At 68.6% G+C, this 14669-nt stretch carries 12 protein-coding genes; 5 read left to right on the top strand and 7 right to left on the bottom strand.

Annotation, left to right across the window (positions count from 1 at the left end; genetic code table 11):
* Positions 1–1464: a YcjX family protein gene (locus LGR54_RS16685; RefSeq protein ID WP_230363106.1), complete on the bottom strand. Its 1464-nt coding sequence runs from the start codon at positions 1462–1464 to the stop codon at positions 1–3.
* A gap of 4 nt (positions 1465–1468) precedes the next feature.
* On the bottom strand, positions 1469–1978 hold the full coding sequence (locus LGR54_RS16680; protein ID WP_230363105.1) for a histidine phosphatase family protein: 510 nt from the start codon (positions 1976–1978) through the stop codon (positions 1469–1471).
* A gap of 173 nt (positions 1979–2151) precedes the next feature.
* On the opposite strand from LGR54_RS16680, the gene LGR54_RS16675 reads away from it, so the two are divergent.
* Positions 2152–3015, top strand: a complete 864-nt coding sequence (locus tag LGR54_RS16675) for a MipA/OmpV family protein (RefSeq protein ID WP_230363104.1) — start codon at positions 2152–2154, stop codon at positions 3013–3015.
* Between the two features lie 622 nt (positions 3016–3637).
* Positions 3638–4054, top strand: a complete 417-nt coding sequence (dksA, locus tag LGR54_RS16670; RefSeq protein WP_214010431.1) for an RNA polymerase-binding protein DksA — start codon at positions 3638–3640, stop codon at positions 4052–4054.
* Between the two features lie 81 nt (positions 4055–4135).
* Here the strand turns inward: dksA and LGR54_RS16665 are convergent, their stop codons facing one another.
* Positions 4136–5014, bottom strand: a complete 879-nt coding sequence (locus tag LGR54_RS16665) for a flagellar biosynthetic protein FliO (RefSeq protein ID WP_230363103.1) — start codon at positions 5012–5014, stop codon at positions 4136–4138.
* 282 nt (positions 5015–5296) lie between these two features.
* On the opposite strand from LGR54_RS16665, the gene cckA reads away from it, so the two are divergent.
* The 3 genes from cckA to LGR54_RS16650 are packed head-to-tail and all read left to right on the top strand — an operon-like array spanning position 5297 to position 11125.
* Positions 5297–7801, top strand: a complete 2505-nt coding sequence (cckA, locus tag LGR54_RS16660; RefSeq protein ID WP_230363210.1) for a cell cycle histidine kinase CckA — start codon at positions 5297–5299, stop codon at positions 7799–7801.
* 32 nt (positions 7802–7833) lie between these two features.
* Complete coding sequence (pgi, locus tag LGR54_RS16655; protein WP_230363102.1) at positions 7834–9480, top strand: glucose-6-phosphate isomerase; 1647 nt, start codon at positions 7834–7836, stop codon at positions 9478–9480.
* A 16-nt stretch (positions 9481–9496) separates the two neighbouring features.
* Complete coding sequence (locus LGR54_RS16650) at positions 9497–11125, top strand: alpha-D-glucose phosphate-specific phosphoglucomutase (RefSeq protein WP_230363101.1); 1629 nt, start codon at positions 9497–9499, stop codon at positions 11123–11125.
* Positions 11126–11210: 85 nt separating this feature from the next.
* On the opposite strand, the gene LGR54_RS16645 is transcribed toward LGR54_RS16650, so the two are convergent.
* The 4 genes from LGR54_RS16645 to speB (LGR54_RS16630) form a co-directional block, all read right to left on the bottom strand.
* Positions 11211–11759, bottom strand: a complete 549-nt coding sequence (locus LGR54_RS16645) for a MarR family winged helix-turn-helix transcriptional regulator (RefSeq protein WP_230363100.1) — start codon at positions 11757–11759, stop codon at positions 11211–11213.
* A 360-nt stretch (positions 11760–12119) separates the two neighbouring features.
* Positions 12120–12608: a DNA starvation/stationary phase protection protein Dps gene (gene dps / locus LGR54_RS16640; RefSeq protein WP_230363099.1), complete on the bottom strand. Its 489-nt coding sequence runs from the start codon at positions 12606–12608 to the stop codon at positions 12120–12122.
* Between the two features lie 136 nt (positions 12609–12744).
* A complete protein-coding gene (gene speB, locus LGR54_RS16635; protein ID WP_230363098.1) occupies positions 12745–13701 on the bottom strand; it encodes an agmatinase in 957 nt (318 codons plus the stop codon).
* Positions 13701–14657, bottom strand: coding sequence for an agmatinase (speB, locus tag LGR54_RS16630; protein WP_230363097.1), 957 nt, complete (start codon positions 14655–14657; stop codon positions 13701–13703). Before speB (LGR54_RS16630) ends, speB (LGR54_RS16635) begins: the two co-directional genes overlap by 1 nt.
* Positions 14658–14669: the final 12 nt, after the last annotated feature.

The following is a 14669-nucleotide window of genomic DNA, read 5'->3' as shown; positions in this document are numbered from 1 at the left end:
TCACCTCAGCCTATCGCCGAGCAGGAAGTCGAGGGCGCGATCGAGCCGGATATGCGGCAAAGCGAGAGGAACGCCCTCGGCATTGCGCATCACCAAAGGCGGCCGGAAACGCAGGAAGCGGAAATCGCCGCCCTCGGCATCCGACAGGCCGCGAAAGCCGAGCGTCGGGTCGAACAGCGCGGCCGGGTTGTCCGGCAGGTCGCCGGGGAACACGGCGGCCTCGGCGAGGCCGTCAAAGGCGTCGGCGCCGTGCTGGCCGGCTTCCGGTACGCCGATGATGGCGGGCATCGTCGTCCGGCCGCGCTTGACGCTGGCCTCGCGGGTGGCGCGCACGGCGGCGAGCGCCACCACGTCGATCTCGGTGCCGGTGCTCTCGGCGCGGGCGAGCGCCCGCTCGACGAGGCGGCGCAGGATCGCCTCCAGCCGGTCATGGCTGGCATGGTGCAGATGGTCGGCCTTGGTAGCGGCGAACAGCACCTTGTCGATGCGGTGGCGGAACAGGGCGCCGAGCCAGCTGTCGCGGCCGATGCGGAAGGCGGCGAGGATGCCGTCGAGCGCCGCTTCGAGATCGGCCAGCGCCGCCGGGCCGGCATTGAGCGCGGCCAGCACGTCGATGAGCACGATCTGCCGGTCGAGCCGGGCGAAGTGATCGCGGAAGAACGGGCGGACCACCCGTTCCTTATAGGCCTCGAAGCGCCGCGCCATCATGGCGTGCAGCGAGCCGGGCGGGGCCTCGGCTCCCGGCGACAGGTCGATCGGCGCGAAGGTGAGGGCGGGCGAGCCTTCGAGGTCGCCGGGCATCAGGAAACGGCCGGGCGGCAGCAGGCTCATCGACACCGCTTCGGCGCGGCAGGCGGCGAGATAATCGGTGAACAGCGCGGCGAGCTGGCGCGCCTGCGCCTCGTCCGCCGGCACCTCCGGCGCGGTGGCGGCTAGCGCGGCGAGGAACGGGGCGGCGAGCGGCGCGCGGGCTGGCGCGCGAGCGAGGTTGAGGCTCTGGGCGGCGAAATCGGCATAGGACTGGCCGAGCAGGGGCAGGTCGAGCAGCCATTCGCCGGGATAGTCGAGGATGTCGAGGGTCAGGCTGCGCTTGCCGCCGCGCGCGGGCGCGTAATCGACGACGAGGCGCAGCTCGCTGATGCGGCGGGTGGATTCCGGCCAGCGGCGTTCGTCCACCAGCGTGGCGAGATGGCCCTCATAGTCGAAGCGCGGCACCGCGTCGTCCGGCTGCGGTTCGAGGCTGGCGCGGGCGATGCGGCCTTCATGCATGGCGCGGAACACCGGCATCCGCTCGCCGCGCATCAGCGCATGGACGAGGGCGGTGGTGAACACCGTCTTGCCGGCCCGCGACAGGCCGGTGATGCCGAGCCGCAATGTGGGATTGGCCAGCTCCTCGGCGCGGTCGAGCAGGGTGAGGGCGGCGAGCCGGGCCTCCTCCACCAGCGATTCGTACCAGGACGGCAACGGGTCAGTCCTCCTCGGCGACGCCGCGCGGGGTGACGAAACGCTCCAGCGTGCCGCTGCCGGCCGTGACGGCGGCCCAACTCTCCGCCGGCAGGTCGATGACCGCCAGCCCGCCGGTCGGGAACTTCACCGGCAGCCGGGCACGGTCGGCGGACGACACCAGCCGGGCGGTGAGCGATTCGAGGCCGGGGTTGTGGCCGACCAGCATGAGGGGAGAGCCGTTGCCGCGGCGGCGGATGACGTCGAGCAGCATTTCGGGGGCGGCCTCGTAGATCGCCTCCTCATAGGTGGTTACGGGTGGCGAGGCCCAGGCGTCGCAGGCCGCCGCCCATGTCTCCAGCGTGCGGCGGGCCGGGGAGACCAGCACCTGCGAGGGCGTGAGGCCGGTGCTCACCATGTAGCTGCCCATGATCGGCGCTGCCTTGCGGCCGCGCGGCGCGAGCGGGCGCTCGCGATCAGCGACCCCGGCGGGCCAGTCGGACTTGGTGTGTCGGAACAACATCAGACGCAGCATGGCGAGAACCCGAACCCGGAAAGAGGACGCCGCACCTATATAGGCGCCGTCCGGCCGATTGCCCGTCCTTGTGGTATTGTGACAAACGACTTCCGTTAAGTGACTTTTCCGCAACCAAAGTTCGGCTAGGCTGAGCTATGAACGGACTGCAACGCGGGCATAGGGTTGGGTAAATGCGGTCGATCGGTGTGACGGGACTGGCAGTCGCGGCGGGTGTGCTGGGATTCGCGACGCTGGCGCAGGCGGCTGATTTGTCCGCCGTTCAGCCGGTGACCATCCAGACGGAGACGCCCACCGATCGTCAGTGGACGCTGACGCTGGGCGGCTATGTCATGGCGCAGCCTGAATATTTGGGCTCCGGCGATTATGAGTTCGGCTTCATGCCGATCATCAGCATCGACCGCGCCAACGAGCTGAGCCGCTTCAGCAGCTTCAACGACAGCCCGAGCATCGCGCTGTTCAATGTCGGCACCTTCGAGCTCGGTCCGGTCGCCAACATGGTCTGGAAGCGCGACGAGGGCGATTCGTCCAATCTGCGCGGCCTCGGCGACATCGACTATGCGTTCGAAGTCGGCGGCTATCTGCAGTTCTACCCGCTCGACTGGCTGCGCTTCCGCACCGAGGTGCGCTACGGCTTTGGCGGCTATGACGGCGTGGTGGCCGACTTCGCGCTCGACGCCATCCATTTCGCACCGGAATGGGGCGAGCTCACCATCTCCGGCGGCCCGCGCCTGAAGCTGGCCAGCTCCGGCTTCGTCGACACCTATTTCGGCATCACGCCGGAGCAGTCGGCCGCGGCGACCGCGCTCGGCAACAACCTCGCGCCCTACCAGGCCGGGGGCGGCATCTATTCGGTGGGTGTCGGCGGCCAGGTGATGAAGCGCTTCAACCCGAACTGGACCGGTTCGGTGTTCGCCGAATACGAGTATCTGACCGGCGACGCCGCCGACAGCCCGCTTGTGGTGCAGAACGGCGACCGCAACCAGTTCCAGGCCGGCGTCTCGCTGTCCTATACCTTCTTCCTCGGCTTCCAGTGAGACTGGCGCCCTTTCGGGCGCCGCCGAGCCTGATCAAGTCCCGCCCCGCGTTGCCGCCGGGCGGGATTTTTCGTTTGTGCGGCAGCTATCGTCGTGACGCGCCATGATGGCGAAGCGCTCGATCCGCCGCGTTGGCCGCTCCGGACGGGCGGGTCGTCCACAGTCATATGGTTGGGGGGACGCAGAGGCGCAGAACGGTCCGCCCACCGGCCGCGCGAGGGTGTCACAGCCGGTATAGTCTCAAGCAGCCGGGGGCGGGTGCTTCGGCCGTTTTCGCCGCCAAGACGGTCCTCCTGGTATTTCGCTGCCTTTCGGCCGACCAGCGGCGCGCTCCCCTGCGAGGGAGACGTTCGCCGCCGTCCGGCGCGGTGGGGTGACACCGGCGGAAGTCCTTCGAATCGCATGGGGGCGTCCCGGCTCGCATGGTTGCGGTCCGGGCGCGACTTGTTGCGGGCCAAGCGTCGCAGGGCGGGAGGGCTGCCCGCAATTTCCGCGCAAGCTGCTGAAAAATCCGCCATTTCATGTCGTGTGGATGACAATCAGGACGGTTGTACGGTGCCGTTTGGAACGCTATAAGCTGCGCCCGAAAGGGGCATACCCTGCAACACGAGGACGAAGGCCGATGTCGGTAGTCATCGACGAGGAATATCGCCCCCGCGAGGACGAGCCTTTCATGAATGAGCGGCAGCGGGAATATTTCCGCCACAAGCTGCTGCAGTGGAAGGACGACATCCTGCGCGAGGCGAAGGAAACCCTTCAGCATCTCCAGGACGAAAACCAGAATCACCCGGACATCGCCGACCGGGCCTCTTCCGAAACTGACCGCGCCATCGAGCTGCGGGCCCGTGACCGCCAGCGCAAGCTGATCGCCAAGATCGACGCCGCGCTGGAACGCATCGACGACGGCAGCTACGGCTATTGCGAGGAAACCGGCGAGCCGATCTCGCTGAAGCGCCTCGAGGCCCGGCCGATCGCGACACTGTCGATCGAAGCCCAGGAACGTCACGAGCGCCGCGAGCGCGTCTATCGCGACGACTGATCCGCGCTCCCGTGTAAGCCGTTAAAAAAGAGCGGCCCGTCCTGTCGGCGGGCCGCTCTTTGCTTTTCCACAGATGGATTTCTAGGAGCGACGATTGCGGCCGAGCAGGCTGGCCATCTCGTTCTCGAAATCGGGGTCGACGGCGGGGCGCTGGGCCGGCTGCACCGGCGGCGCGGCCGCGCGCGGCGCCTCGTCGGCAGGCTCGGCCGAGGCGACCGGCGGCACAGCGCGGGACGGCGTCTCCTGAGGCGCGGCGCGGCTCGGGGCCTCCGGGGCAGCTGCAGGCCCGCGCAGCGTCGCCTCCAGCTGGTCGACCATGCCGGCGAAATGCGGATCGAGCTTTACCGCCACGCGCCGGGTGCCACCCGCCGGCCGGGCGGCGCTGGTCTCCTCGACGAAGGCGGTTTCTGCCTCGATGCCGGTCGCGTCGAGCACCGGCACTGGCACCGGCGGCTCGGCCGGCCGGGGCGGCACGGCGGCGGGAGCCGCGATGACTGGCGCCGCCACGGTAGCCGCCACGGGCGTTACCACAGGCTTGGGCGCGGCGGGCGCGGGAGCAGCCGCGACCGGCGGCTCCTCGCGTGCCGGCACGGGCGGGCGGGGCGCCGGGGCCGCCGCCGCGACGGGACGGGCGCGCTCGGCGATCGGGGCCGGCTCCGGCGGGGCGGCCTGTCGCGCGGCCGCACGGCCGATACCGGCCTCCACCAGGAAATCGCTGCCGCCGCCGAGAATGACGAGGTGCTGGACGTCGTCGCGCTGGATCAACACCAGCCGGCGTGTCTCGTCGATCGCCACCTGGTCGAGCACCGCCAGCCGGTGGCCGCCCACGCCGGAATGACGATGGCGGCCGCGGCGGCCGAGCCGGATCACCAGCACCACCAGAAGGACGAGGCCGATGCCGATGGCGGCGAGAACGCCGGTGCCGGTCAGGCTGCCATTGGCGAAGAGCGTGTCGAACATAAAGCTTGTCTCCGTGGTGCCAGGGGTGCCGGTGCGCGGCTTCCGATGGCATCGTGCCTCTTTCTGGAGCGGAACCGGGCCGGCGGCAACCCTTCCGCTGGTTCCGGATCAGCTGAAGCCTACAGGTGAACCCGTTCGCAATTGGGGCAAATCCGGTACGTCGCCAAATCCACCCTTGCCCCTGTCGGCGCGCTCGGGCACCAAGGGGAATCAGTGACTCGCCTTCCGGCGCGCCGGCGGTACCCTTGGGGCTGCGGATGCAGGACGGCTTCTGGCATGGACATGGCAGGCAGCGGACCCGACGATCACCCTCTCGACCGTCGCGAAATCGGCGGCAGCATCCGCCTGGTGCTGGCGGTCGCGCTGGCGCTCGTCGGCGCGGTGGTGTCGCTGCTGTTGCTGGGGCGGGAGAACGCCGACCCCTGGATCGTCGGCCTGCTCAGCGCGCTGGCGGTGATCGGCGTCTTCGCGCTGTTCGCCTATGCCGCCGGGCTGCTGCGCTTCGGCATGCCCGACCCGTCCGACGAACTGGCCCGCCGCATCGTCGACAGTGCACCGGAGGGCATGAGCCTCGTCGATTCGCTCGGGCGGGTGCTGCACGCCAATGCCAGCTATCTCGCCGTCACCGGCGCGGCCTCCATGGACGATGCCCGTCCGATCGAGCGGCTGTTCACCACCGATCCCGATGCCTCCGAGGCGGTCTATCGCCTCGCGCAGGGCGTGCGCGAGGGGCGGGCGGTTTCCGAAGAGGTGCGCATCGCCGGGCCATCCGGCACGCCGGTCCGCTGGCTGAAGCTCGGCGCCCGCCCGGCGCCGGGCCGCACCGTGATCTGGACGGTGACCGACCTCACCCGCGAGCGGGAGCGGCAGGAAACCGCCTTCCTCGAGCTGCAGCACGCCATCGACTATCTCGACCACGCGCCGGCGGGCTTCTTCTCGGCGGCGGGCGGGGCGATCCACTACATCAACGCCACGCTGGTCGACTGGCTGGGCTACGACCTCGCCGAGTTCGGGCCGGGCGGGCTGACCGTCGCCGATATCGTGCCGGGTCCGTCCGCCGCGTTGCTTACCGGCATGATGCCGATGCCCGGCGGCGTGCGCACCGAGGTGTTCGATCTCGATCTCAAGCGCAAGAACGGCCAGCGGCTGCCGGTGCGCATGTGGCATCGGGTTTCCTTCGCCGCCGACGGCACGCCGGGCGCCTCGCGCACCCTGGTGGTGAACCGCTCCCGTGCCGACAACGAGGCGGATCCGCTGCGGGCGGCGGAGGTGCGCTTCGCCCGTTTCTTCCACAATTCGCCGATCGCCATCGCCACCATCGACCGCAAGGGGCGGATCGTGCGCGCCAACGCCATGTTCGCCCGCCATTTCGGCAGCGGCGACACCGGGCAGGCGCGCCGGCTGGTCGAGGCCGCCGCCGATGCCTCGCGTCCGGCGCTGGTGGTGGCGCTGGAGCAGGTGCTCACCGGCCAGGCGCCGCCCGGCCCGGTGGATGTCGGCTTCGCCGGCGACGCGGCCCGCTCGGCCCGCTTCTACCTCGCCCCGGTCGAGGACGGCGGCGAGGAGGCGGAGGCGGCCATCGTCTATGCCACCGAGACCACCGAGCAGCGCACGCTGGAAGCCCAGTTCGCGCAGAGCCAGAAGATGCAGGCGGTCGGCCAGCTCGCCGGCGGAGTGGCGCACGACTTCAACAACGTGCTCACCGCCATCATCGGCTATTCCGACCTGCTGCTCGCCAATGCGCGCCCGACCGACCCGTCCTTCCAGGACGTGATGCAGATCAAGCAGAACGCCAACCGCGCCGCCGGGCTGGTGCGCCAGTTGCTCGCCTTCTCGCGCCGACAGACGCTGCGCCCGCAGGTGCTGAACCTCGGCGACGTGATGAGCGACCTCTCCATGCTGCTGCGCCGCCTGCTCGGCGAGCGGGTGAAGCTGGAAGTCAAGGAAGGGCGCGGCCTGTGGCCGGTGAAGGCCGACCTCAACCAGTTCGAGCAGGTGATCGTCAACCTGGCGGTGAATGCCCGCGACGCCATGCCGGACGGCGGCACGCTCAGCATCCGCACCGCCAATGTGAGGGCCGGGGAGACGGCGCAATACGCCCGCGCTGGCCTGCCGGAGGCCGACCACGTGCTGGTCGAGGTGGCCGATACCGGCACCGGCATTCCGGCTGACATCATCGACAAGATCTTCGAGCCGTTCTTCTCCACCAAGGAGGTCGGCAAGGGCACCGGCCTCGGCCTGTCGACGGTGTACGGCATCGTCAAGCAGACCGGTGGCACCATCGACCTTGAGAGCGTACCCGGGCGCGGCACGGTGTTCCGCGTTTTCCTGCCGCGCCATGTGCCGGCGGTGGACGAGGTGCCGGTCAAGGTCGCCGAGCCGGAGGTGGCGGCCAAGCCGGCCGATCTCACCGGACGCGGCACGCTGTTGCTGGTCGAGGACGAGGAAGCGGTGCGTGCCTTCGCCGCCCGCGCGCTGGTCTCGCGCGGCTACCAGGTGCTGGAAGCCGGCTCGGGCATCGAGGCGCTGGAGGTGATGGAGGAGCACGGCAAGGCGGTGCAACTGGTCCTTTCCGACGTCGTGATGCCGGAAATGGACGGTCCGAGCCTGCTGCGGGAATTGCAGGTCTCGTATCCCGACATAAAAGTCATCTTCATGTCGGGTTATGCCGAGGAGGCTTTTGCCAAGAACCTGCCCGAAGGTGCGGATTTCGGCTTTTTGCCGAAGCCATTTACGCTGAAGCAATTGATTGAAGCGGTAAAGGACAGCCTCACGCCTACATCGTAGGCTGTCTCCCATTGCCAGAGCCGGAGATATTTATGAGCGCCGACGTCGACCGGATTTTCACGACGCTTGCCGAACATCGCGCTGGGGAAGCCAACGCAACCCTTGCCAGCCTGTTTGCCGCCGACCCCGATCGTTTCTCTCGCTTTTCCCTGCGCTTCGGCGACCTGCTCCTCGACTATTCCAAGACCTCGCTGACCGACACCACCCGCGCCCTGCTGTTCGACCTCGCCCGTGCGGCGGGGGTCGAGGCCAAGCGCGACGCCATGCTGTCGGGCGAGCGGATCAACATCACCGAGGATCGCGCCGTGCTGCACACCGCGCTGCGCCGGCGCGCGGGCGAGGTGGTGCTCGTCGACGGGCAGGACGTCATGCCGGAGGTCGAGGGCGTGCTCGCCGCCATGGGCGCCTTCGCCGAGGGCGTACGGGCCGGTACGGTGACCGGTGAGGGTGGCGAGCGCTTCACCGACGTGGTGAACATCGGCATTGGCGGCTCCGACCTGGGTCCGGCGATGGCGACGCTGGCGCTGGCGCCCTACCATGACGGGCCGCGCCTGCATTTCGTCTCCAATGTCGACGGCGCGCATCTCTACGACACGCTGAAGTCGCTGGATCCGAAGACGACGCTGTTCATCGTCGCCTCCAAGACCTTCACCACCCAGGAGACGATGGCCAATGCGCACTCCGCCCGCGCCTGGCTCGCCGGGGCGCTGGGGGAGAAGGCGGTGGGCTCGCATTTCGCCGCCGTGTCGACGGCGCTCGACAAGGTGGCGGCATTCGGCATCGCCTCCGACCGAATCTTCGACTTCTGGGACTGGGTCGGCGGGCGCTATTCGATCTGGTCGGCGGTCGGCCTGCCCCTGATGATCGCCATTGGCGGCGAGGCGTTCCGCTCCTTCCTCGACGGGGCGGCCGATCTCGACGCGCATTTCGCCAGCGCGCCGCTGGAGGAGAACCTGCCGGTGCTGCTGGCGCTGACCGGCATCTGGCATCGCGACATCTGCGGCTACGCCACCCGCGCGGTCATTCCCTACGACCAGCACCTCGCCCGGCTGCCGGCCTATCTCCAGCAACTCGACATGGAGAGCAACGGCAAGCGCGTCACCCGCGAGGGCAAGCCGGTGTCCCACGACACCGGGCCGGTGGTGTGGGGCGAGCCGGGCACCAACGGCCAGCACGCCTTCTTCCAGCTGATCCACCAGGGCACCAGCCCGGTGCCGGTCGAGTTCCTGATCGCCGCGCGCGGGCACGAGCCGGGCCTCGAACGCCACCACACCATGCTGATGGCCAACTGCCTCGCCCAATCCGAGGCGCTGATGCGCGGGCGCACGCTGGAGGAGGCGCGCGACCAGCTCACCGCCAAGGGCGTGGCGCCGGCCGAGGCCGACCGCCTGGCCCCGCACCGGGTGTTCCCCGGCTCGCGACCCTCGGTGACGCTGGCCTATGGCATTCTCGACCCCTACGCGCTCGGGCGCATCATCGCGCTCTACGAGCACCGGGTGTTCGTCGAAGGGGCGATCTGGGACATCAACAGCTTCGACCAATGGGGCGTCGAGCTCGGCAAGGAACTGGCCGACACCTTGATGCCGGCGGTGGAGAGCGGCGTTGCGCCGCCCTCGCTGAGCGGCTCCTCGGCCGGACTCTTGCAGCATCTCACCGTGCTTGGCGTTTCCGCGAAGTAGCGTCTCTGGGGGTAAAATGATCCGTACCGTCGCCACCACGCCCTTCGACGGGCAGAAGCCGGGCACGTCCGGCCTGCGCAAGAAGGTGCCCGTCTTCCAGCAGCCGAACTATGTCGAGAATTTCGTCCAGTCGGTCTTCGACAGCCTGGAGAACTTTGAGGGAGAAACGCTCGTCGTCGGCGGCGACGGGCGCTACTTCAACCGCGAAGCGATCCAGACGGTGATCAAGATGGCCGCCGCCGCCGGCTTCGGCCGCGTGCTGGTCGGCAAGGGCGGCATCCTGTCGACGCCGGCCGCCTCCTGCGTCATCCGCAAGCACGAGGCCTTCGGCGGCATCGTGCTCTCGGCCAGCCACAATCCCGGCGGCCCGCACGGCGATTTCGGCATCAAGTACAATATCGGCAATGGCGGGCCGGCCCCGGAGCGCATCACCGACGCGATCTTCGAGCGCAGCAAGACCATCGCCGCGTACAAGATCTCCGACGCTGACGACATCGACCTCGACGTGGCCGGCATCGCCCGCGTCGAGGACATGGTGGTCGACGTCATCGACCCGGTCGAGGACTATGCCGAGCTGATGGGCTCGCTGTTCGACTTCGGCGCCATTCGCGACCTGTTCGCCGGCGGCTTTTCCATGCGCTTCGACGCCATGAGCGCCGTGACCGGCCCCTACGCCAAGGCGATCCTGGAAGGCGAGCTCGGCGCGCCGGACGGCACGGTGATCAATTTCGTGCCGCTGCCGGATTTCGGCGGGCATCACCCGGACCCGAACCTCGTCCACGCCAAGGATCTCTACGACCTCCTGATGTCCGACAAGGCGCCCGACCTCGGCGCGGCCTCGGACGGCGACGGCGACCGCAACCTGATCATCGGGCGCGGCCAGTTCGTCACCCCGTCGGATTCGCTCGCCATGATCGCCGCCAACGCGCATCTGGCGCCGGGCTACAAGGCGGGGATCGCCGGCATCGCCCGCTCCATGCCGACCTCGGGCGCGGCGGATCGCGTTGCCGAGAAGCTGGGTATCAAGAGCTACGAGACGCCGACCGGCTGGAAGTTCTTCGGCAATTTGCTCGATGCCGGCCTCGCCACCGTCTGCGGCGAGGAGAGCGCCGGCACCGGCTCCAGCCATGTGCGCGAGAAGGACGGGCTGTGGGCGGTGCTCATGTGGCTCAACATCCTCGCCGCCCGCCGCCAGGGCGTCGCCGAGATCGTCCGGGAGCACTGGGCGACCTATGGCCGCAACTACTACACCCGCCACGACTATGAGGAGGTCGACAGCGCCGCCGCCGACGGGCTGATGGCCGATCTGCGCGGCCGCCTCGACGGGCTGGCGGGGCAGAGCTTCGGCGGGCTGACGGTCGAGAAGGCCGATGATTTTGCCTATCACGATCCGGTCGACGGCTCGGTGACGACCAAGCAGGGCGTGCGGGTGTTCTTCACCGACGGCTCGCGCATCGTCTACCGCCTGTCCGGCACCGGCACGGCCGGGGCGACGCTGCGCGTCTATATCGAGCGCTTCGAGCCGGACGCCGGCAAGCACGCGCTGGAGACACAGGCGGCGCTGGCCGACCTGATCGCCATCTCGCGCAGCCTGCCGGACATCGAGGGCCGTACCGGCCGCAGCGCGCCGGACGTCATCACCTGACGGATCCGGCCTGCGGCGGAAAAAGAAAAAGGGCGCCTCGGCGCCCTTTTTGCTGTCGGTGGCAATGGGAGGGGAGGGCGAAGCCTTAGGCGCCCTCGCCGTAGCGCAGCGAGCCCGTCCACAACATTTCAAGCTTGCGCAGCACGTTGTAGGCGGTGACGAGGTCGCGGGAATCCGCGTCGTCGCGGGTGGTCTGCCGGTGCACCTGATCGTGGATCGCGCGGATGCGATCGCACAGATCGACCGCCTTCGGCGTCAGCTTGAGCCGCGCCGAGCGCCGGTCGCGCTGCGAGGCGGTGCGGTTCACATAGCCCGCATCGACCAGCTGCTTGAGATTGTAGGAGGCGTTGGAGCCGAGATAGTGGCCACGCTCCAAGAGGTCGCGCACCGACAGCTCGTCCGCGCCGATGGTGAACAGCAGCATGACCTGCGAGGGGCTGATGTCGTCGGTCGACAGCCGGGTCAGCTCCATGCGCAGAAGGTCGAGGAAGCGCCGGTGGGCCCGCTCGATCAGCCGGGCGATCTCGAGATGGGTGATGACCGGATCGCCCGCATCGGAGTTCTCCGGGGGCATGAGGTCGCGATCGAACTCGTTCTCCGGCGATTTGCCGGACGAAGCCGCGTTACCTGCCATGCGATACTGTCCCCCCACTTTCCAACGCAATACAGCTGTTTTCCAGCAGACCCGCAAGGCGCCGGACCGATTCTTTAGCCATTGGATCCTAAATGCTGATAGGAAAAAGACAAATATGAGGAGAGGTGCAACGTTAGCTTGCACACCGGAGATTTCGGCCAAGTAGTGGCCCCGGTGCCTCCCGGTTTCCTTGCGCCGCAACGCCCATCGCGGCCCGCGCCGTCCGCCGCCGCATTTTTCATTGCCACGGAATTACGTCGAAAAGCCACGGCCTGACCGGAATAATTCCGGCCCGGCCGCAGCTGTTCGAGGAAGATTCGCGCCGGGTTGAACCCGGCCTCGGCTCAGGCGGATCTAGACTCAGGCGGGTTCCTGGACGTGGGCCTCGAGGAACCACAGCGCCTTGTCGAGGTCGCGCGAGGCGGCGGTGAAGATGTCGGCGGTGGTGGCATCGCCGGCTTCGTCGGCCTCGTCGATCGATTTGCGCACGGTGTTGGCCACCTTGGCGTAGCGCTCGATCAGTGCCCCGAGATGGTCCTTCACCTTGTAGATGTCGGTCGGATAGGCCTCGAGCGAGGTGGTCTTGGCGACGACCTGGGTGGTGCCGAGCGCGGTGCCGCCCAGCTGCACCACGCGCTCCGCCATGGTGTCGACGTGGTCGTCGAGCTGGGTGCGGAAGCCGTCCAGCATCTCGTGCACGGCGATGAACTGCGGCCCCTTCAGGTTCCAGTGCGCCTGCTTGGTGGCGAGCGCGAGGTCGATCGATGACGCAACATTGCTGTTGAGCAGGTCGATGGCGACCTTCTTGGCGTTGGAGGGCACGTCATTGCTGGTGCTGTGGTCGCTCATATGTGTCTCTCTCGTTCACGATCCCGGCGCATCATGGCACCGCCCCGGCGCGGGAGGCCACCCCCCGCGTCGCTTCGATGAGAGGAAATCGGGCGCGAGAGCCCGAGTTCAAGAGCCGGCGCGTGCCGCGTGTCCGTCAGGCGGTGCGGTTGTGCAGGATGCGGCCGATGAAGTTCAGCAGCACCTGCGCCGCCAATATGCCGGTGACGCCGCCGGGATCATATTCGCGAGCGACCTCGACGAGATCGATGCCGACCACCGTGCCGCGCTTGGTCAGCCCGTCCAGCAGTTCCAGCACCTCGTAATAGGCAAAGCCGCCATGGCTCGGCGTGCCCGTGCCCGGAGCGATCGACGGGTCGAAGCCGTCAATGTCGATGGTGACGTAGTAGCGCTTGCCCGCGGGTATGCGCGCCAGCACCGCCTCCGTGCCGAGCTTGCGGATCTGCCGCACGCTGAGGATGTCCGAGCCCATGGCCCGCGCCGCCTCGTAGCCTTCGCGGGCGGTGGAGGAGACGTTGCGGATGCCGAGCTGGGTGAGGCCGGTCACATAGTCCTTCTCGGCCGCGCGGCGGAGCGGGTTGCCGTGGCCGAAGCGCACGCCGTGGCGCTCGTCGACGAAGTCGAGATGCGCGTCGAACTGCACGATGTGGATCGGCTCTTCGTCGGAGAAGGCGTTGATGCAGGGGATGTTGATCGAATGATCGCCGCCCAGCACCACCGGCAGCGCGCCGGCCTTCAGGATGGCGCGCACGCCGGCCTCGATGTTGGCGTGGCTCTGCAGCGTGTCGGTGTGGACGATGTCGGCGTCGCCGATGTCGACGATGCGGGTGGTCTCGGCGGCGAGATAGGTGACGTCGTCCTCGTGGTCATAGGCGCCGGCATGGCCGAAGGAGAACAGCGTCGAGGCCTCGCGGATGGCGCGCGGCCCGGTGCGGGTGCCGGTGCGCCACTGGGTGCCGAGATCGAACGGGGCGCCCAGCACGGCGACGTCGGCGTCGATCTTCGACCAGTCGAGTTCGAGCGGGTATTTGCCGAAGGTGCAGATGCCGACGAAGGGCAGGTCGAGCCGGCCGCCTTCATAACCGTGGGCCATCACTTGCTTCCTTTCGCGTCAACGACGCCGGCGAGCACGCAGAGCAGCTCGAAGAAGATGGTGGCGCCGGTCAGCGCCGTGAGGCCGGAGGGGTCGAGCGGCGGGGCGACCTCGACGAGGTCGGCGCCGATGAGGTTCAGCCCTTCCAACTTGCGCACCAATTGCTGCGCCTCGCGGGTGGAGAAGCCGCCGATCTCCGGCGTGCCGGTGCCGGGAGCCTGCGAGGGATCGATGCAGTCGATGTCGAAGGTGACATAGGTCGGCTTGTCGCCGACGATCGCGCGCGCTTCGGCCATGACGTCGGCGACGCCGCGCTCGACGAACTCCTCGATGAAGATGATCCGCACGCCGGCGGCGGTGGCGAAGTCGTAATTGCCGGCGTCGGAGATGGCGCCGCGCAGGCCGATCTGCACGAAGCGCTTCGGGTCGACCAGCCCTTCCTCGATGGCGCGGCGGAACGGCGTGCCGTGATTGTAGCGGCTGCCGCCGAAGAAGCTGTCATAGGTGTCGGAATGGGCGTCGAACTGGATGAGGCCGACCGGCCCGTCCGCTGCCAGCCCGCGCAGGATCGGCAGCGAGACGAGGTGGTCGCCGCCGGCGGTCAGCGGCAGCGCGCCGGCCGCCTTCACCCCGGCATAATGCGCGGAGATGAGGTCGAGCGTGCGCATCAGGTCCATCGGGTCGAACGGCACGTCGCCGCAATCGGCGATGCGGGCGCGGTCATAGGGCGACAAGCCGGTGACGTGATGCACGCGGCGCATCAGGCTCGACTGGTTGCGGATCTCACGCGGCCCGTGGCGGGTGCCGACGCGGTTGGTGGCGCCGCCGTCATAGGGAATGCCGAGGAGGGCGATGTCGACCTCGGCCGGCTCGGCCTGCGGCAGCCGCATGAAGGTGGGGATGCCGGCGTAGCGCGGCACGGTGCCGGAATCGAGCGGCTCGAAACGTCCTGTCATGGTCAGACCTCG

The organism is Ancylobacter sp. Lp-2 (genome assembly GCF_020523795.1).
Taxonomy (GTDB): domain Bacteria; phylum Pseudomonadota; class Alphaproteobacteria; order Rhizobiales; family Xanthobacteraceae; genus Ancylobacter.
Note: the sequence above shows the minus strand (reverse complement) of the source record. Positions and strands in the feature narration are given on the sequence as shown.

What these genes read in the sequence shown, in the direction of transcription:
- LGR54_RS16680 (WP_230363105.1), bottom strand. Translation starts at nt 1,978, where the DNA reads ATGCTGCGTCTGATGTTGTTCCGACACACCAAGTCCGACTGGCCCGCC.
- LGR54_RS16675 (WP_230363104.1), top strand. Translation starts at nt 2,152, where the DNA reads ATGCGGTCGATCGGTGTGACGGGACTGGCAGTCGCGGCGGGTGTGCTG.
- dksA (WP_214010431.1), top strand. Translation starts at nt 3,638, where the DNA reads ATGTCGGTAGTCATCGACGAGGAATATCGCCCCCGCGAGGACGAGCCT.
- LGR54_RS16665 (WP_230363103.1), bottom strand. Translation starts at nt 5,014, where the DNA reads ATGTTCGACACGCTCTTCGCCAATGGCAGCCTGACCGGCACCGGCGTT.
- cckA (WP_230363210.1), top strand. Translation starts at nt 5,297, where the DNA reads ATGGCAGGCAGCGGACCCGACGATCACCCTCTCGACCGTCGCGAAATC.
- pgi (WP_230363102.1), top strand. Translation starts at nt 7,834, where the DNA reads ATGAGCGCCGACGTCGACCGGATTTTCACGACGCTTGCCGAACATCGC.
- LGR54_RS16650 (WP_230363101.1), top strand. Translation starts at nt 9,497, where the DNA reads ATGATCCGTACCGTCGCCACCACGCCCTTCGACGGGCAGAAGCCGGGC.
- LGR54_RS16645 (WP_230363100.1), bottom strand. Translation starts at nt 11,759, where the DNA reads ATGGCAGGTAACGCGGCTTCGTCCGGCAAATCGCCGGAGAACGAGTTC.
- dps (WP_230363099.1), bottom strand. Translation starts at nt 12,608, where the DNA reads ATGAGCGACCACAGCACCAGCAATGACGTGCCCTCCAACGCCAAGAAG.
- speB (WP_230363098.1), bottom strand. Translation starts at nt 13,701, where the DNA reads ATGGCCCACGGTTATGAAGGCGGCCGGCTCGACCTGCCCTTCGTCGGC.
- speB (WP_230363097.1), bottom strand. Translation starts at nt 14,657, where the DNA reads ATGACAGGACGTTTCGAGCCGCTCGATTCCGGCACCGTGCCGCGCTAC.